The organism is Micromonospora sp. NPDC049171, from assembly GCF_040648275.1.
GTDB lineage: Bacteria > Actinomycetota > Actinomycetes > Mycobacteriales > Micromonosporaceae > Micromonospora.
This window is the reverse complement of record NZ_JBEZDJ010000012.1, coordinates 21,890-38,971: the sequence shown is the minus strand read 5'-3', so window position 1 is coordinate 38,971 and position 17,082 is coordinate 21,890. Positions and strand designations below refer to the sequence as shown.

The 17,082-nt window shown below is 72.2% G+C and carries 15 protein-coding genes; 11 read left to right on the top strand and 4 right to left on the bottom strand.

The window, feature by feature from the left end; all coding sequences use genetic code 11:
* Positions 1 to 77: 77 nt before the first annotated feature.
* Positions 78 to 1,838, top strand: coding sequence for a cytochrome c oxidase subunit I (ctaD, locus tag AB0B14_RS16775; RefSeq protein WP_357072138.1), 1,761 nt, complete (start codon positions 78 to 80; stop codon positions 1,836 to 1,838).
* Between the two features lie 572 nt (positions 1,839 to 2,410).
* Here ctaD and AB0B14_RS16770 read toward each other — a convergent pair.
* Genes AB0B14_RS16770 through AB0B14_RS16755 form a run of 4 tightly spaced genes read right to left on the bottom strand, consistent with a single transcriptional unit; the run spans position 2,411 to position 8,299 of the window.
* Positions 2,411 to 3,658, bottom strand: a complete 1,248-nt coding sequence (locus AB0B14_RS16770) for an MFS transporter (protein WP_357072141.1) — start codon at positions 3,656 to 3,658, stop codon at positions 2,411 to 2,413.
* Between the two features lie 40 nt (positions 3,659 to 3,698).
* Positions 3,699 to 4,280 (bottom strand): isochorismatase family protein, encoded by a 582-nt coding sequence (locus AB0B14_RS16765; RefSeq protein WP_357072144.1) that lies wholly within the window; start codon positions 4,278 to 4,280, stop codon positions 3,699 to 3,701.
* 37 nt (positions 4,281 to 4,317) lie between these two features.
* Positions 4,318 to 5,604 carry a nicotinate phosphoribosyltransferase gene (locus tag AB0B14_RS16760; protein WP_357072147.1) on the bottom strand — a complete coding sequence of 429 codons (1,287 nt, stop codon included), beginning with the start codon at positions 5,602 to 5,604 and terminating at the stop codon, positions 4,318 to 4,320.
* A 16-nt stretch (positions 5,605 to 5,620) separates the two neighbouring features.
* A complete protein-coding gene (locus AB0B14_RS16755; RefSeq protein ID WP_357522919.1) occupies positions 5,621 to 8,299 on the bottom strand; it encodes a LuxR C-terminal-related transcriptional regulator in 2,679 nt (892 codons plus the stop codon).
* Positions 8,300 to 8,496: 197 nt separating this feature from the next.
* Here AB0B14_RS16755 and AB0B14_RS16750 point away from each other — a divergent pair, with 197 nt between their 5' ends.
* The 10 genes from AB0B14_RS16750 to rph all read left to right on the top strand — a co-directional run bounded on the left by AB0B14_RS16750 (position 8,497) and on the right by rph (position 17,049).
* Complete coding sequence (locus AB0B14_RS16750) at positions 8,497 to 10,053, top strand: hypothetical protein (protein WP_357072153.1); 1,557 nt, start codon at positions 8,497 to 8,499, stop codon at positions 10,051 to 10,053.
* Between the two features lie 148 nt (positions 10,054 to 10,201).
* Positions 10,202 to 10,492 (top strand): ATP-dependent Clp protease adapter ClpS, encoded by a 291-nt coding sequence (gene clpS / locus AB0B14_RS16745; RefSeq protein ID WP_139583456.1) that lies wholly within the window; start codon positions 10,202 to 10,204, stop codon positions 10,490 to 10,492.
* A gap of 2 nt (positions 10,493 to 10,494) precedes the next feature.
* Positions 10,495 to 10,989, top strand: coding sequence for a DUF2017 domain-containing protein (locus AB0B14_RS16740; protein WP_355033101.1), 495 nt, complete (start codon positions 10,495 to 10,497; stop codon positions 10,987 to 10,989).
* Between the two features lie 52 nt (positions 10,990 to 11,041).
* On the top strand, positions 11,042 to 11,530 hold the full coding sequence (locus AB0B14_RS16735) for a M67 family metallopeptidase (protein WP_357072156.1): 489 nt from the start codon (positions 11,042 to 11,044) through the stop codon (positions 11,528 to 11,530).
* Between the two features lie 65 nt (positions 11,531 to 11,595).
* Entirely contained in the window at positions 11,596 to 11,958 is a 363-nt protein-coding gene (locus tag AB0B14_RS16730; RefSeq protein ID WP_357072159.1) for a MoaD/ThiS family protein, read from the top strand.
* 11 nt (positions 11,959 to 11,969) lie between these two features.
* A complete protein-coding gene (locus AB0B14_RS16725) occupies positions 11,970 to 12,935 on the top strand; it encodes a cysteine synthase (protein WP_357072162.1) in 966 nt (321 codons plus the stop codon).
* Positions 12,936 to 13,158: 223 nt separating this feature from the next.
* Entirely contained in the window at positions 13,159 to 13,902 is a 744-nt protein-coding gene (locus AB0B14_RS16720) for an MBL fold metallo-hydrolase (RefSeq protein WP_357072165.1), read from the top strand.
* 100 nt (positions 13,903 to 14,002) lie between these two features.
* On the top strand, positions 14,003 to 15,148 hold the full coding sequence (locus tag AB0B14_RS16715; RefSeq protein ID WP_357522918.1) for a glycosyltransferase family 1 protein: 1,146 nt from the start codon (positions 14,003 to 14,005) through the stop codon (positions 15,146 to 15,148).
* Positions 15,145 to 16,314, top strand: coding sequence for a glycosyltransferase (locus AB0B14_RS16710; RefSeq protein WP_357522917.1), 1,170 nt, complete (start codon positions 15,145 to 15,147; stop codon positions 16,312 to 16,314). The genes AB0B14_RS16715 and AB0B14_RS16710 overlap by 4 nt, the downstream gene beginning before the upstream one ends.
* A 9-nt stretch (positions 16,315 to 16,323) precedes the next feature.
* Positions 16,324 to 17,049 carry a ribonuclease PH gene (gene rph / locus AB0B14_RS16705; RefSeq protein ID WP_357072174.1) on the top strand — a complete coding sequence of 242 codons (726 nt, stop codon included), beginning with the start codon at positions 16,324 to 16,326 and terminating at the stop codon, positions 17,047 to 17,049.
* Positions 17,050 to 17,082 lie beyond the last annotated feature (33 nt).

The following is a 17,082-nucleotide window of genomic DNA, read 5'->3' as shown; positions in this document are numbered from 1 at the left end:
ACTATCCTCCTTGCGGATGACGGCCCGCCGATAACCAGCGTGTGCCGAGCGGGACAACCGAGAACCGGAGGCCACTCGTGACCACCGTCGCACCCAAGCCGGTCGTGACCCGGCCCTGGCCGGTCCGGGAGCCGGTCAAGGGGTCGGCCATCGCGCGGCTGCTGCGAACCACGGACGCGAAGCAAATCGGGATCATGTATATGGTCACCGCGTTCGTGTTCTTCATGATCGGTGGCCTGATGGCCCTGGTCATGCGGGCTGAGCTGGCCCGACCCGGGCTGCAGTTCCTGTCGCCCGAGCAGTACAACCAGCTCTTCACGATGCACGGCACGATCATGTTGCTGTTCTTCGCGACGCCGATCGTGTTCGCTTTCGCCAACTACATCGTGCCGATCCAGATCGGTGCGCCCGACGTCTCCTTCCCCCGCCTGAACAGCTTCGCCTACTGGCTGTACCTGTTCGGCGGCACGATGGCGACCGCCGGGTTCCTCACCCCGGGTGGCGCCGCCGACTTCGGCTGGTTCGCGTACGCGCCGCTGAGCAGCGTCGAGCACTCGCCCGGCGTCGGCGCCAACATGTGGATCATGGGTTTGGCCATCTCCGGTCTGGGCACCATCCTCGGCGCGGTGAACATGATCACCACGGTGCTCACCCTGCGTGCGCCCGGCATGACCATGTTCCGGATGCCGATCTTCACCTGGAACATCCTGGTCACCAGCCTCCTGGTGATCCTGGTCTTCCCGCTGCTGGCCGCCGCGCTCTTCGCGCTCGCCGCGGACCGCATCCTCGGCGCCCACGTGTACGACGCCGCGACCGGTGGGCCGATGCTCTGGCAGCACCTGTTCTGGTTCTTCGGGCACCCCGAGGTCTACATCGTCGCGCTGCCGTTCTTCGGCATCATCAGCGAGGTCATCCCGGTCTTCTCCCGCAAGCCGATCTTCGGCTACAAGGGTCTGGTCGCCGCGACCGTCGCGATCGCCGCGCTCTCCATGAGCGTCTGGGCGCACCACATGTTCGCCACCGGCCAGGTGCTGCTGCCGTTCTTCAGCTTCCTGAGCTACCTGATCGCCGTGCCGACCGGTATGAAGTTCTTCAACTGGATCGGCACCATGTGGCGGGGTCAGGTCAGCTTCGAGACGCCCATGCTCTGGGCGATCGGCTTCCTGGTCACCTTCCTCTTCGGTGGTCTCACCGGTGTGCTGCTGGCCAGCCCGCCGATCGACTTCCACGTGTCGGACTCGTACTTCGTGGTGGCGCACTTCCACTACGTGCTTTTCGGCACCATCGTGTTCGCGGTCTTCGCCGGCATCTACTTCTGGTTCCCGAAGATGTTCGGCCGGATGCTCGACGAGCGCCTGGGCAAGGTGCACTTCTGGCTCACCATGATCGGTTTCCACACCACGTTCCTGGTGCAGCACTGGCTGGGCAACGAGGGCATGCCCCGCCGGTACGCCGACTACCTGCCCAGCGACGGCTTCACCACGCTGAACACGATCTCCACGATCGGCGCGTTCATCACCGGTATCTCCACGCTGCCGTTCCTCTACAACTGCTGGAAGTCGTACAAGACCGGCCCGGTGGTCGAGGTGAACGATCCCTGGGGTCACGGCAACTCGCTGGAGTGGGCGACCAGCAGCCCGCCGCCGCTGCGCAACTTCGACCGGATGCCCCGCATCCGCTCCGAGCGGCCGGCGTTCGACGAGAAGTTCCCGGAGCTGGCTGCCGGCGGCCAGAGCCTGGCCGGCCCGCCGGAGGGTGGCTCGAAGCCGCTCACCAGCGAGTCGGACGGCGGTGCCAGCTACCGCGAGGACACCGCAAGCGACATCGACCGGCACTGACGAGCAAGCCCAGCCGTACGACGGGCGCCGCCCCCGGAACCACCGGGAGCGGCGCCCGTCGCCATGTCCGGCCAAGCGCCCGTGCGCCTCGCGTCCGCGCGTCCGCGCGCCCCGCGCCCCGCGCCTCGCGCCCGCGCCCCCGGCGTCCCGGCGCTCCCGCGTCCGCCCCGGGTTTCCGCGTCCGCCCCGGGTTTCCGTGCCCGCCCCCGGGCGTCCGCCCCCGCCCCCGCGCCTGCGCCTGCGCCAAGATCCGCGCAACTTCCCGGATGTTGCTGCCTGCGGCGCGGTCTTGTCGGCGGCCCGGCCCGGCCCGGCCCCGAAGGGAGCTAGGTGCCCGAAGCGACTGATGCCTGTGAGTCATCAAGATGACTCACAGGCATCACACTCTTCAGCATGCCCGCATGCCCGCATGCCCGCATGCCCGCATGCCCGCATGCCCGCATGCCCGCATGCGGGCAGGATGCCCGGCGGGCGCCAGACTGGTCGAGGCCGCGCGGCACGTCCGGGACTGACCAGGTCGCTGCGCCTCCGACCCTCAACGCGTCGGCGCGAGACCTGTCGGGGCGGCCCGGTCAGCGGGCGGCGGGGGTGAGGTCGGCCTCGACGGGCGGCGGCGGGGAGGCGGCGGCGTTGCGGCGGCGGCGTAGCTCGATCGGGAGCACCACCAGGGTGACAAGTGCGCCGAGCGCGCCGGTGACCACGAAGCCCCAGAGCGGCGCGGTGGCGTCGATGACCGCACCGGCGAGCGGCGCGCCGATCGCGATGCCGACGGTGACCGCAGATCCGTGCAGGCCCATGGCCTCACCGCGGACGGCAGCCGGGACCAGGCGGCTGACCGCGTCGGAGGACGCCGCGATGGTCGGCGCACAGAGGGCGCCGGCCGGGATCAGCGCCAGGCACAGCAACCACCAGTGCGCGCCGCCCAGCCCGACCGGGATGGTGCACAGGGCGAGGGCGGCGGTCAGTGCCAGCGGGGAGAACGAACGGTGCACGGCCCCGTAGGCGAACCCGCCGACCAGCGAGGCGACCGCCCAGATGGCCAGCACCACGCCGGTCCAGCCGACCTCGCCGCTGGCCCGCAGGACGGCGACCACCGCCACGTCGGTGCCGCCGAGCACCAGGGTCGCGGCGGCGCTGAGCGCCAACACGGCGAGCAGTCGTGGCGTCAGCCACTCCCGACGCGGTACCCGGCGCTGCGGGCCGGTGGCCTCGGCGGCACCGCGGGTCGGCGGGTTGACCACCCACAGGGCGATCCCGGCGGCGACGATTCCACCACCGACCAGGTACATGGTGGTCTGCGCGGAGATCGCGGTGACCAGGGCCACCGCCAACGCCGGGCCGATCATGAAGGACAGTTCCACAGACATCGAGTCCAGCGCGTACGCGGGGCGGCGTTGGTCCTCCGGAACCAGCGTGGCGATCGACTGACGGACCACGGAGAAGATCGGCAGGGCCAGGCAGCCGGCCACGAAGGCCGCCGGCAGCAGCAGCGGGTACGGCAGGCCGGGAGCGGTGGACCAGAAGATCGCCTCGGCGATGGCGGTGAGCACCAGGACCGGGCGCAGGCCACGCCGGTCCACCAGTCGGCCCAGTAGCGGCCCGCCGATCGCCGCGCCCACGGTGACGGCCGTGCCCACCAGGCCGGCCGCCCCATAGCCTCGATCGAGGTCGAGCACCACGTGGAAGGTCAGGGTCACCCCGGTCGCGGTGAGCGGGATGCGGGCAAGCACGGCGACCAACAGAAGCGACCGCAGGCCGGGCAGGGCGAGCGCCTGCCGGTAAGGTTTCATGTTCACGTAGGTCCGTACCTCCGGCGACATCCTCGGCCGGCGGCGGCCCGAAGGCCACCGAATTACGGTCTTATGCGGCCCTGATCACAGGCTCGCCGTGCAGGGTTACCCCGGCGCCGTCCATGGCACGCAGGGCCACGTCGGTGGTCGCCGGGGCGACGGCTGCGGTGAGTTCGAGCAGCACGGTGGTGGCGAACCCCTCCCGGGCCGCGTCCAGCGCGGTCGCCCGGACGCAGTGGTCGGTGGCGATGCCGACCACATCCACCCGGTCCACGTCGTGCCGGCGCAGCCAGTCGGCCAGGCACTCGCCGTCGTCGGCGTGCCCCTCGAACCCGGAGTACGCCGCCGCGTGCTCGCCCTTGTGGAAGATCGCCTCGACCCGACCGGTGTGCAGCTCGGGGTGGAACTCCGACCCGGTGGTGCCGACCACGCAGTGCCGCGGCCAGGACTCCACGAAATCCGGCGGATCGCCGAAGTGCGCTCCCGGGTCGACGTGGTAGTCCTTGGTGGCGACCACGTGCGACCAGCGGTCCGGCTCGGAGGCGAGCAGCCGGGAGATGCCGGCGGCCACGCCCGCGCCGCCCGCGACGGCCAGCGAGCCACCCTCACAGAAGTCGTTCTGCACGTCCACGATGATCAGCGCGTTGGCCATCGAGGGTCTCCCTTCGAGATCGGATCGAGCGGAAGGCTCAGTCGGCGGGCACGACGGAGACCGGCACCGCCGGGTCGCCGGCCGAGAGTTTCAGCCCCTCCCACGGGATGGAGATCAGGCATTCGCGCAGGTGCTCGCGCGACTCGTCGAGGGTGGGCAGCGACACCGGCTCGCCCGCGACCACGTACGAGTGTTGGAGCATGCGGTCGTTGGGCTGCCGGTCCGGTACGCCCTGCGGCACGATGATCTCCTCGGTGGCGGTGCCGGTCGGCTTGTGCCGGCGGACCGCCACCTTCCGGCCGCCGATTGTCGCCTTGTGCTCGGAGCGCTTCACCACCGGCCGTCCCTCGACCTCGACGAGCTTGTAGACCAGCCCGGCGGTCGGCGCACCGGAGCCGGTCACCACGGCCGTGCCGGCGCCGTACATGTCCACCGGTTCGGCGGCCAGTGCGGCGATCGAGTACTCGTCGAGGTCGCCGGAAACAATGATCTTGGTCTCGGTGGCGCCCAACGAGTCGAGCAGCTCCCGGGACTGTTGGGCGATCACCGCGAGGTCGCCCGAGTCGATCCGTACCGCCCGCAGCTCCGGCCCGGCGACCGCGATCGCGTTGCGGATGCCCTGGCTGATGTCGTACGTGTCGACAAGCAGCGTGGTGTCCTTGCCCAGCGTGGCGACCTGCGAGGCGAACGCCGCCCGCTCGTCGTCGTGCAACAGGGTGAAGGCGTGCGCCGCCGTGCCCGCCGTCGGGATGCCGTAGCGCGCACCGGCGGCGAGATTGGAGGTGAACCGGAAGCCGGCCAGGTACGCGGCCCGCGCCGCGGCCACCGCCGCCTCCTCGTGGGCTCGGCGCGACCCCATCTCGATGAGCGCTCGACCCCGTGCCGCGGTCACCATCCGTGCCGCCGCCGCGGCCACCGCGCTGTCGTGGTTGAGCACGGAGAGCACAAGTGTCTCCAGCACCACACACTCGGCGAAACCGCCGGAGACGGTGAGGATCGGTGAACCGGGGAAGAACAGCTCACCCTCGGCGTACCCGTCGATGTCGCCGGTGAAGCGGTAGTCGGTGAGCCAGGCCGCGGCCGCGTCGTCGACCACCCCGGTCCGCAGTAGGAAGTCGACCTCGGTGGGGTCGAACCTGAAGTCGCGGATCAGCTCGATCAGCCGGGCCGTTCCGGCGACCACGCCGTAGCGGCGGCCGCTGGGCAGCCGGCGGCTGAACACCTCGAAGACGCACCGGCGGTCGGCGGTGCCGTCCCTCAGTGCCGCACTGACCATGGTCAGCTCGTAGTGGTCGGTCAGCAGTGCGGGGCGGTTGATGCTCACGGCCCCAGCCTAAGGTTCAGTCCGCGTCGCCGCCCTCGTGGCCCGGGATCGCGCGCAGCGCGGCCCCCAGCTCGGCTCGGCCCGCCACGCCGAGTTTGGCGTAGATCCGCTGGAGGTGGTTCTCCACCGTGCGTGCCGAGAGGTAGAGCCGTTCCGCGATGGCCCGGCTGGGCGTGCCGTGCGCGGCGAGGCGGGCAACCTGCCACTCGCGTTCGGTGAGCACCGGTGCGCCCGCGTGCAGCGCTGGCGTCCGGATCAGGTCGCAACCGCCGAGCAGGCCCGCCAGGCGTTCCCGGGCGTCGTTGGCCGCGGTGGAGTGCTGCCGGCGCAACCGCTGCACGGCCTGGGCGGTGGCCTCGGCGGCATACACGGCCAACTCCAGTGCGGCGTAGTCGTCGGCGACCGCGAGCAGATCCGCGGCGGAGTCGGTCACCGCCGCGCGGGCATGCCGGGCCAGCAGCGGTGGAAGCACCCCGTCGACCCGCTCGGACAGCTCGGCCAGGCGCTGCGCCACCGTACGCCGGCCACCGTCGGAGCAGGTGGGCCCGATCGGCATGCCGGCCTGGTCCAGCCGGACGAGATCGTGCAGGACGTGCACCTCGTGCCCGGCGAAGCCGTCCGCGCGCAGCCGGTCCACCAGGTCACTGAGCTGTTTGACCGCACCCGGCAGGTCACCCGACGCGGCGAGCGTCGCACCGCGGGCCTGCTCCAGCCACGGGTAGAGCACCGCCATGCCGGGTGCGTGGGTGCGGTCCGCCTCGGCCATCGCCACGGCGGCCTGCGTGGCGTCACCGCGCAGCGCGGCGGACTGGGCTCGCTCGGCCTGGGCCAGACCGGCGTAGACCCGGCTGGTGGCCAACACCGCGCAGGCACCCAGCGAGGCCCGGATGGCGGCGTCGCTCTGCCCGCGCAACCGGGCCGCGTACGACTGGAGGATGGCCAGGTAGCCGGTGCCGAGCCGGAAGTCACCGGCGCCGGCGAGGTCGGCGAACTCGTCGGCCACTATCGCGTCGATCCCGGCCAGGTCTCCGGTCAACATGAGCCGGGTGCCCCGGGCCAGCTCCAGAGCCAGTTGCAGGTACGGCATGTCGGTGCGCCAGTTGGCCACGGCGGAGTGCACCTGGGCGATCGCCGTACCGCTGCGGGTCAGCTGGCCCTGCGCGGCCTGGACGTACGCGATGGTGCAGCGGGCCAGCTCGCGGGCGGCGACGCCGGCGGCCGGCCGGTCCAACACCTGTTGGCTGAGCCGGACCGCGGTGGTCGTGTCCAGTCGGTGCAGGCGCATGATCGCCTCGAAGGCGTGCACCCGGGACCGGTCCGCGGAGTCGCTGAGCTGCTCGACGCGGCTCGCGATCTCCTCCACGGTGGACTCCTGGCTCAGCCCCCAGTAGCTGACCATCCCGCGCACGGTCAGCCAACGGCAGAGCCGCCACTCGTCGCCGGCCTCGGGGGTCACCGCGTCGAGGACGTCGATGGCCTCGTCCGGCCGGTCGGCGAACATCAGGATGGTGGCCAGCAGCTCGGCCGCGTCGGAGCCACCACCGGCGTGCAACGCGGCACGTGCCAGCCGGGTCGCCAGCGGCACGTCGTAGCGGGTGAACGCCTGGACCGCCGCGTCCACCAGCAGGGCCGGGTCCTGTGCGGTGCCGGAGTCGAGGCGCCACACCGCGACCCGCAGCAGGTCGTCGCGGCGGCGCTTGCCGACCTGCTCGAGCAGCTCCGCGAGGTGGGCCTGAAGTCGGCGGGTGCGGCTGACCGGGCAGCGGCGGCGCATCACCTCGCCGTAGAGCGGGTGGGCCAGCCGCACGTTGGTGCGTCGGTCGTGCTGGACCACGCTGATCAGCCCGCGCTCCTCGGCGGTCTCCACGTCCGACTGGTCGGCGGCCTGCCGCAGGAGGTACAGGCCGAGTGGTTCGCCGAACGCGACGAGCTCGACGACCGCGCGGACGCCGTCGGTGAGTTTGCCGACCCGGGTGTCGATGAGGTCGGTCAGGTTGGGCGCCAGCTCCAGTCGCCCGGTCCACTTCCAGATCCCGTAGGTGCGTTTCAACTCGGAGCTGCCGTTGGCGGCGTGCACCAGCTCCCGCAGCAGCAGCGGGTTTCCGGCCGACAGCCGGCCGAGCCGGTCGGCGGAGCCGGCGTCGACCGGGCCGCCCAGGATCGCCGCCAACAGACCAGCGGTCTCCGCCTGCGGCATCGGGGTCAGCTCGACGTGCTCGACCAGATCGTCTGTCCAGAGTGCGCGGATCGGCAGGGGGATCTGCTCGCCGTCGCGCAGGGTGCCGACCACTGTGGCGTTCTCCGAGCGGGCGACCAGGTGGACCAGCGCCGCCGAGGGTGGGTCGAGCAGGTGGGCGTCGTCGATGGCGAGCACGATCCGTCGACCAGCCGCCTGCTGTTGCAGCACGTTGAGCGCCCAGCGCAGGATGCCGGCGGGGGAGAGGCCCTGGGGCTGCTCGGCGGGGAGGACCTGCACCAGCCCGCCGAACGGCAGCGCCGCGGTGGTGGCGCTGGCCGCGATGGACCAGATCGCGAAGCGTTCGGTGGGCAACGTGCTCAGGCCCTCGCGCAGCAGCCGACTCTTGCCGATCCCGGCGCTGCCGCTGAAGAAGAGCCCCCGACCAGCCTCGCCGGTCACCGCCGCCAGCAGGCGGTTGAGCTCGTCGGTCCGGCCGACGAACTTCCATCGACTCATTCGCGCAGCATATCGACCGGAATCCGTCCGCGCCCGCACCGTCACTCAACGAAGTTGAGTAGTCGCACAATTACCGGTGAGTATCCGGAGTGTTCCACCTGGTTGCCGACCCGCACGTAGTCTTCCGGCATCCGGGTTTCTTCACCGGATTTCGCACCCGACCGGGCGTCCGGTCGCCTGCCCCGGGAGGCCACCTGATGAAGCAGGGCCCTCTCCCCTCGGTCGACTCGTCGGACGACGTGGCCGGCCCGGTCGATCTGCCCAGCTGCGGTCCGCTGCCCACCCAGGTCGGCGTGACCAGCCCGGCCCCGGACGAGCCCCTTGGCGTGGTCGCGGTCGGCCCGGCCGGTGCCGAGCGACGCGCCGTGCTCGCCACGCTGCTCGGGCTCGACCCGGTCATGCTCACCGTGCCGGCCGGCAGTTGGCTACTGGTACGCAACGCCAAGGTGCCCACCCGGGCGGCGTTCGTGCCCGGATACCGCCAGCCCCACTCCTACGGGGCAGACCGGAACGCGGCCGGCCCGGCGTTGGCCCGTCCACCCCGGCGGGTCGAGCTGAGCGTGCCCGAGCCGCTGCTGCGGCACTTCACCCTGATCGACTCACCGGACACCGCCACGTTCGGCCTGGCCGGCAGGCCGGTGCTGCTCGACGCGGTGGGCCGGGCCGGTGCACTGCTCTTCGTGATCGCCGCCGACCAGGCGTTCACCGCCGCCGAGCTGAACCTGCTCGCCGAGGTCGCACCGACCGCGGTGGAGGTCGTCTTCGCGGTGACTCCCGGCGTGGCGGGTTGGGCCCCGCCGTCCGACGGTATGGCGACGACGGAGGACGCGGGGGCGTCCGTCCCGCCGGCTGCCGGTCGGGCGACCGAGGTGGACGCGGCCGCGGTGACCGTGGCGGCCCACCGCGCGGCGCTGTTGGCCGCGGTGCCGGCGCTGGCCGGCGCGCGGTGGTTCCCGGTCGACGCCCACTCCGCCGACTCCGCCGCCGACCTGCGGCGGGCGTTGGTGGTTTGGTCGTCGGGCGAGGGGCTGCGGCGGGCCAGCGCCGACCCGCCGGTGCCGCCGGGCCAGCACGACCGGGTCGCCGTGGCCGCCGATCCGGGCGGCTGGTCCGAGCACCTCGACCGGCAGACCCGATCGTGTGCGCAGCGGATCCGCCAGCATCTCGCACTGGAGCTGGCCAACATCCACCTGCGGGCCGTCCAGGAGATCGTGTTCGGGGTCGGTTGCGCGGGCCTACCGGACCTCCTGGACCGGGAGATGGCGGCGTTGTCGCTGTTGGCCACCGCCCAGTGCGACCAGGCGGTGCGCGGCATCATGGCCGACGCCGCGGCCCGGGTGCTCGGTGGGCCGCCGGTCGAAGGGGTGCGGCGGCGGATCGCCACCGCAGTGCAGTACGGCCTGGCCGATGATCGGCCCGGCCACGAGCTGGACAAGGTGCTCCTGATCACCAGCACGGCCGGGGTGGCCACGTTGACCGGCCCGGAGGCGATCGACGCCCTCGCCAACTATCCGCCCGCGTCCCGCGCCGAGGTGCTCCCGCCGGTTGCGGTGGCGCTCTCCGGCGGGTGCTGGCAGCAGTGGCGTACCCCCGGCAACGACGACCACAGCGCGGCGCGGGCCTGGTCCCAGCGCGCGGTGCGGGAGGTCGAGCTGGGGTTGTCCCGGGAGGTCTCCCGACGGTTCGAGGTGATCCGCCTCTCGCTGGGCGCGGTGCTCTCCGATGCAGTCGATCACGGCATCCTGCTCGCCTGACGGCGTGGCCGCCCCCGAGTCCGGGGCCGCGTCCCCGCACGCGTCCGACGGTGTCCAGGGCGGGTCAGGGGTGTCCGGGGTGGGCGATCCGCGCCGGGCCGGCGTTCCGGTTCCTCGGTTCCGGGAAACCGGTGGCACGATGGGGGGTATGGCGGCTCCACAGGTTGCACCGGTCGAGACGCCGGACACTGATGAGGTGCCGGCGGCTGACCGGCAATGGGTGACGATCGTGTGGGACGACCCGGTCAATCTGATGACGTACGTGACCTGGGTCTTCCAGAAGCTTTTCGGCTACAGCCGGGAGAGGGCCGAGCAGTTGATGCTGGACGTGCACCACAAGGGGCGTGCCGTGGTCTCCACCGGTGCACGGGAACGGATGGAGCACGACGCGTCGCAGCTGCACGCGTACGGGCTGTGGGCGACGGTGGACAAGTCGTGAGCATGTTCCGCCGGCAGGCCGGCCGCTACGTCGCCACCTTCGCCGTCGACGAGGTGCGGGTGCTGCGCAAGGTCGCCTCCGAGGTGGTTGGCCTGCTCACTGACGGCTTCGACCACACCGACCCGGTCGTCGGTCGGCTCTTCCCGGCGGTCTATCCGCAGGACGCTCCCGGGACGGCCGAGTTCCGCCGCTACACCGAGGGCGACCTGAAGACCGCGAAGATCGATCAGGCGGGGGCGATCCTGGCCGCGCTGCCGGACGACGCCGGCGGTGAGGTGCGGCTGGACGCCGAGGCGGCCGAGGCGTGGCTACGGGCGCTCAACGACGCCCGGCTCGCGATGGGCGTCCGTCTGGAGATCAAGGACGGCACGGACCTGGGCGAGGAGTTGGACGACGCGGTCGCCGAGGATCCGGGATCCAGCCGGGTGTTCCAGCTCTCGGTCTACGCGTACCTCGGATATTTGCAGGAGTCGCTGCTCAACGCCTTGATCGACTAAGCGTGACCGGCACCACTTCGGCCCGTGCCCGACAGGCGTTAGGCTGGTGCACGTGCTGAGCATCGACCGGTCGATCATCGACGCGATCGTCGCCCACGCGCGCCGGGATCATCCAGACGAGGCGTGCGGCGTGGTCGCCGGTCCCGTCGGCAGCGACACCCCGACCCGGCACATCCCGATGGACAATGCCGCGCGGTCGATGACCTTCTACGAGTTCGACTCGATGGAGCACCTGCGCGTGTGGCGGGAGATGGACGACCGGGACGAGGAGCCCGTCATCATCTACCACTCGCACACCGCCACCGAGGCGTACCCGTCGCGGACGGATGTCTCCTTCGCCGGTGAGCCGGGCGCGCACTACCTGCTCGTCTCGACCCGCGAGCCCGCCGCGGAGGAGATCCGGTCGTTCCGGATCGTCGACGGCGTGGTCACCGAGGAGCCGGTCCGTGTCGTGGAGGCCAGCGTCGACCCGCACGCCGTCCAGTCCTACATGTTCGGGCAGAGCCCGGCGACGGTCGATTACGAGTGTTCCGGTCGCTGACCTGTCAGCGCCGCAACCGTCTCGTCCCGTCACCGTAGGCACACCCGATCGAGGAGTTCGACATCATGGCCATTGAGGTTCGCATCCCCACCATCCTGCGCAGCTACACCGGCGGCGCCAAGGTCGTCGACGGCGCTGGCGACACGCTCGCCGATCTGCTCACCGACCTGGATTCCCGGCACGGCGGTCTGCGCGGCCGGCTGATCACCGACGCGGGCACGCTGCACCGCTTCGTCAACGTCTACGTCAACGACGAGGACGTCCGTTTCCTCGGCGCACTGGACGCCAAGCTCTCCGACGGCGACAGTGTCACCATCCTGCCGGCCGTGGCCGGCGGCGCGTTCGGCTTCGCCGCGGCCGCGGCGATCAGCTCGCACAGCGCCGCGGCAGTGGCGGCCAGCGGGCACGCCGCCGTCGCGGCTCGCTGAGGTCGGCCGCCATGGCGCGGTACGAAAGCCTGCTCGACGCCTGTGGGGGCACGCCGCTGGTCGGCCTGCCCCGGCTCTCTCCGACGGTGCCCGACGGTGCCCCGCCGGTGCGGCTCTGGGCCAAACTGGAGGACCGCAACCCCACCGGCAGCATCAAGGATCGCGCGGCGCTGTTCATGGTCCGGGCGGCGGAGGAGGCTGGCCGGCTCCGCGCGGGTGACACCATCCTCGAACCGACGAGTGGCAACACCGGCATCTCGTTGGCGATGGTGGCCAAGCTGCGCGGCTACCGGCTGGTCTGTGTGATGCCCGAGAACGTCTCCACCGAGCGGATCCAGCTGCTCCGGATGTACGGGGCCGAGATCATCTTCTCGCCGGCGGCGGGTGGTTCCAACCAGGCGGTCGCCACCGCCAAGCAGATCGCCGCCGAGCACCCCGACTGGGTGATGCTCTACCAGTACGGCAACGAGGCGAACGCGCGGGCGCACTACGAGACGACCGGGCCGGAGCTGCTGCACGACCTGCCCAGCATCACGCACTTCGTGGCCGGGCTGGGCACCACCGGCACCCTGATGGGCACCGGGCGCTACCTGCGGGAAAAGGTCGAGGGCATTCAGGTCGTGGCCGCCGAACCGCGCTACGGCGAGTTGGTCTACGGCCTGCGCAACATCGACGAGGGCTACGTGCCGGAGCTCTACGACGCCTCGGTGCTCTCCCGGCGCTTCTCGGTCGGCACCCGGGACGCGGTGCTGCGTACCCGCCAACTCGTGGAGGTGGAGGGCATCTTCGCCGGCTTCTCCACGGGCGCCATCCTGCATGCCGCGCTGGCGGTGGCGCACGAGGCGGTCCGCGACGGTCGACGGGCCGACGTGGCCTTCGTGGTCTGCGACGGTGGATGGAAATACCTGTCCACCGGCGCGTACGGCGGGACGCTCGCCGATGCCGAGGACGCCCTGGAAGGGCAGCTCTGGGCCTGACCGAGCCGGTCTTCCCGGTACGGGCCGTCGACGGGTGTCGACGGCCCGTACCGCATCCGCCGCGCCGTGAGTGTGTGTCACGTTCGTGACAACTTCCGGCGGATGATTCTTGCCGCCCGGTGCCCCAGCGTAGGCTGCGCAGCGTGACGTACGCGTCGGTAGAGATCATGGCTGAGGCAACGGCCGGCAGGGATGCTACTGACAGTGACAGCGAGACGACTCGATGCGACTGACCGTCCTGGGCAGCGCCGGCAGTTTTCCCGGCCCCGAGTCGCCCTGCTCGGCCTATCTCGTCGAAGCCGACGGCTTCCGGCTCCTCGTCGACTTCGGCTCCGGCTCGTTGTCCAGCCTCCAGCGGTACGCGGGACTGCACGCCCCGGACGCGATCCTGCTGACCCACCTGCACTGCGACCACATGTTCGACGCCGTTCTGTACGTGGTCGTGCGCCGGTACGCCCCGGACGGCCCCTATCCGCCGTTGCCGGTGTACGCGCCCGCCGGCGCACCGGACCGGCTCAGCGCCGCGTACGGCGACGACGGCTCGGTGGAGGACGTCTACCAGTTCTACGCCCTGCAGCCGGGCACCTTCCCGATCGGCCCGTTCGCGGTCACCGTCGACCGGGTCAACCACCCCGTCGAGACGTACGGCGTGCGGCTGGAGCACGGCGGCCGGTCGTTGTGCTACTCCTCGGACACCGCGCCGTGCGCGGCGCTGCTGCGGCTGGCCCAGGACGCCGACGTGTTCCTCTGCGAGGCCAGCTACCTCGATGGCATGGACAATCCGCCGGATCTGCACCTGACCGGCCGGGAGGCCGGTGAGGCGGCGACCAAGGCCGCGGTGGGTCGGCTCCTGCTGACCCATCTGGTGCCCGCCTGGGGGAGTGAGGCGCACACCCTGGAGTCGGCCGCCGGTGCGTACACCGGGCCGATCGACGTGGTCCGACCCGGCGCGAGTTACGACATCTGACCCGTTGGGGTGGGCCGGGCCGCGGTGTTGTGCCGCATTGTTCGCCGCCCGGTCAGCGGGCGGTTGTCTGGCGCACCCGTGACACCCGCACGGTGTGGGCATGCGGATCGCCATCGTGACCGAGTCGTTCCCACCGGACGTGAACGGCGTCGCGCACTCCGTGGTGCGCACGGCGGAGCACCTGCTCGAGCGGGGCCACGAGCCGGTGGTCATCGCGCCCGCCCCGCCCGGTGCCGGCCGGCGGGGCCTCGACCGGCTGCCGTACCCGGTGGTGCGCATCCCCAGCGTGCCGCTGCCCCGCTATCAGGGTTTCCGGTTGGGCGTGCCCACCACCACCCGGTTGACCGGCGCGCTGCTGTCGGCCGAGCCGGACGTGGTGCACCTGGCCAGCCCGTTCGTCCTCGGCGCACGGGCGGCCACGCTGGCCAGCCGGCACCGGCTGCCCACGGTTGCGGTCTATCAGACCGATGTGGCGGCCTACGCGCGGGCGTACCGGGTGAGCTGGGGTGAGGCGGCGGCCTGGCGCCGGCTCCGGGAGATCCACAACTCGGCGCAGCGGACCCTCGCCCCGTCCACCCGCGCCGCCGCCGACCTGATCGCCAACGGGGTGCAGCGGATCTGGCTGTGGCGCCGGGGAGTGGACGCCGTCCGCTTCGATCCGGCCAAGCGGTGTGCGGCGCTGCGGGAGCGGCTGGCACCCAACGGTGAGTTGCTGATCGGCTACGTCGGTCGGCTCGCCCCGGAGAAGCGGGTGGAGCTGCTGGCGGCGACGTCGCGGCTGCCCGGGGTGCGGGTGGTGGTGGCCGGGGACGGCCCGGCCCGCCGCCAGCTGGCCCGGGACCTGCCCCGGGTGACCTTCCTCGGCGTGCAGCACGGCGAGGAGCTGGCCCGGCTCTACGCCAGCCTGGACCTGTTCGTGCACACCGGACCGCACGAGACCTTCGGGCAGACCATCCAGGAGGCGCTGGCCTCCGGGGTGCCGGTCGTGGCGCCGGCCAGCGGTGGCCCGGTCGACCTGGTCGACCAGGGGGTGACCGGGCTGCTGGTGCCGCCGAACGACGGTGACGCGCTGGCCGCCGCGGTCGCCGAACTGGCCGGGGACGCCGATCGGCGGCGGGCCTACGGGTTGGCCGCCCGGGTCGCGGTCAGTCGGCGTAGCTGGGCGGCCGTCGGCGACGAGCTGATCGGGCACTACCACGCGGTACGCGCCGTGGCCGCCAACGTTGGCCTGCCGGCCGCCTCGTGACCGGCGCGGCGGGCGGGCTGCGGATCGTGCGGCTCGCCAACTTCGTGACCCCGCGCTCCGGCGGTCTGCGGACCGCGTTGCGGCACCTCGGGGAGGGCTACCGGGCGGCCGGGCACGATCCGGTGCTGGTGATACCCGGCCAGCGGGCCGCCGACGAGTCGCACCCGTGGGGGCGGGTGATCACCCTGCCCGGCCCGGAGCTGCCGGGCAGTGGCGGTTACCGCCTGCTCGCCGGTCGACGCCGGCTGGCCCGACTGCTCGCCGACCTGGCACCGGACCGGTTGGAGGTCTCCGACCGGTTGTCACTGCGCTGGACCGGCCGGTGGGCGCGGGCGCACGGGGTGCCGTCGGTGATGGTGTCGCACGAGTCGCTGACCGGGTTGCTCGGCCAGTGGGGCGCGCCGGACGCGCTGCGCCGCCCGAGCGCCGACCGCCTCAACCGGGCCACCAGCCGGGCGTACGACCGGATCGTCTGCACGACCCGGTGGGCGGCCGAGGAGTTCGACCGGATCGGCGCCGACAACGTGGACCTGGTGCCGCTCGGGGTGGACCTGGACACCTTCCACCCGGACCGGGCCGACCCACGGCTGCGCGCCCGCTACGCCGACCCCGGCGAGTTGTTGCTTGTGCACTGCGCCCGGCTGTCGCCGGAGAAGCGGCCGGAGTTGGCCGTGCAGGCGCTCGCCGAGCTGCGCCGGATGGGCGTACCGGCGGTGCTGGTGCTGGCCGGCGACGGCCCGCTGCGCGGCGCGCTGGCCCGTCGGGCGGCGGGACTGCCGGTCACGTTCACCGGTTTCCTACCGGACCGCGTCGCGGTGGCCGCGTTGCTCGCCAGCGCGGACGTCGTGCTGGCGCCGGGCCCGGTGGAGACGTTCGGCCTCGCCGGGCTGGAGGCGCTGGCCAGTGGCACCCCGGTGGTGGTCAACGCGGCCAGCGCGCTGCCCGAGGTGGTCGGCGACGCGGGCGTGGCCGCGTACGGCTCGGGCGCGTCGATGGCCGAGGCGGTGCGCCGCATCGTGGCTCGCCCGGAGGCGCGGCGGCGGCGTGCGGCCCGGGAGCGGGCCGAGGAGTTCGGCTGGCCGGCGGCGGTCGCCGGGTTCCTCCGGGTGCACGGCGCGGAGGTTCCCCGGGGCACCCCGAGCGAGGTGGATCGCCGCACCGCATAGGGTGCAGGGATGGCGCGACCTGACGGGCGAGGGCCCAATCAACTTCGACCGGTGACCCTGGCCCGGGGCTGGAGCACCCATCCGGAGGGCTCGGTGCTCGTCGAGTTCGGCGGCACCCGGGTGCTCTGCACGGCGAGCGTCACCGAGGGGGTGCCCCGCTGGCGCAAGGGCTCCGGGCTCGGTTGGGTCACCGCCGAGTACGCGATGCTGCCCCGGGCCACCAACACCCGCTCCGACCGGGAGAGCGTCAAGGGCCGGGTCGGTGGCCGCACCCACGAGATCTCCCGGCTGATCGGCCGCAGCCTGCGGGCCGGCATCGACCTCAAGGCGCTCGGCGAGAACTCGATAGTGCTCGACTGCGACGTGCTCCAGGCCGACGGCGGCACCCGCACGGCGGCGATCACCGGCGCGTACGTCGCGTTGCACGACGCGGTGGGGTGGCTTGCCTCCCGCAAGGCGTTGGCCGGCAAGCCGGAGAAGGTGATGCACCGGTCGGTGTCGGCCGTCAGCGTGGGAATCATCGCTGGCGAGGCGCGGCTGGACCTCTGCTATGAGGAGGACGTCGCCGCCGAGGTGGACATGAACGTGGTGTGCACCGGAGCGGGTGACTTCGTCGAGGTGCAGGGCACCGGCGAGGCGGGCGTGTTCGCCCGCGACCAGCTCGACAGCCTGCTCGACCTGGCCGTGGCGGGTTGCGCGGAGTTGGCCGAAGCCCAGCGCAAGGCACTCGCGTGAGCGCGACGAGTGCGCTTGCGAGCCCCGCAGTCG

What these genes read in the sequence shown, in the direction of transcription:
- AB0B14_RS16750 (WP_357072153.1), top strand. Translation starts at nt 8,497, where the DNA reads ATGAAGCAGGGCCCTCTCCCCTCGGTCGACTCGTCGGACGACGTGGCC.
- AB0B14_RS16765 (WP_357072144.1), bottom strand. Translation starts at nt 4,280, where the DNA reads ATGGCCAACGCGCTGATCATCGTGGACGTGCAGAACGACTTCTGTGAG.
- AB0B14_RS16770 (WP_357072141.1), bottom strand. Translation starts at nt 3,658, where the DNA reads ATGTCGCCGGAGGTACGGACCTACGTGAACATGAAACCTTACCGGCAG.
- AB0B14_RS16730 (WP_357072159.1), top strand. Translation starts at nt 11,596, where the DNA reads ATGGCCATTGAGGTTCGCATCCCCACCATCCTGCGCAGCTACACCGGC.
- AB0B14_RS16740 (WP_355033101.1), top strand. Translation starts at nt 10,495, where the DNA reads ATGTTCCGCCGGCAGGCCGGCCGCTACGTCGCCACCTTCGCCGTCGAC.
- AB0B14_RS16725 (WP_357072162.1), top strand. Translation starts at nt 11,970, where the DNA reads ATGGCGCGGTACGAAAGCCTGCTCGACGCCTGTGGGGGCACGCCGCTG.
- clpS (WP_139583456.1), top strand. Translation starts at nt 10,202, where the DNA reads ATGGCGGCTCCACAGGTTGCACCGGTCGAGACGCCGGACACTGATGAG.
- AB0B14_RS16720 (WP_357072165.1), top strand. Translation starts at nt 13,159, where the DNA reads ATGCGACTGACCGTCCTGGGCAGCGCCGGCAGTTTTCCCGGCCCCGAG.
- rph (WP_357072174.1), top strand. Translation starts at nt 16,324, where the DNA reads ATGGCGCGACCTGACGGGCGAGGGCCCAATCAACTTCGACCGGTGACC.
- AB0B14_RS16715 (WP_357522918.1), top strand. Translation starts at nt 14,003, where the DNA reads ATGCGGATCGCCATCGTGACCGAGTCGTTCCCACCGGACGTGAACGGC.
- AB0B14_RS16755 (WP_357522919.1), bottom strand. Translation starts at nt 8,299, where the DNA reads ATGAGTCGATGGAAGTTCGTCGGCCGGACCGACGAGCTCAACCGCCTG.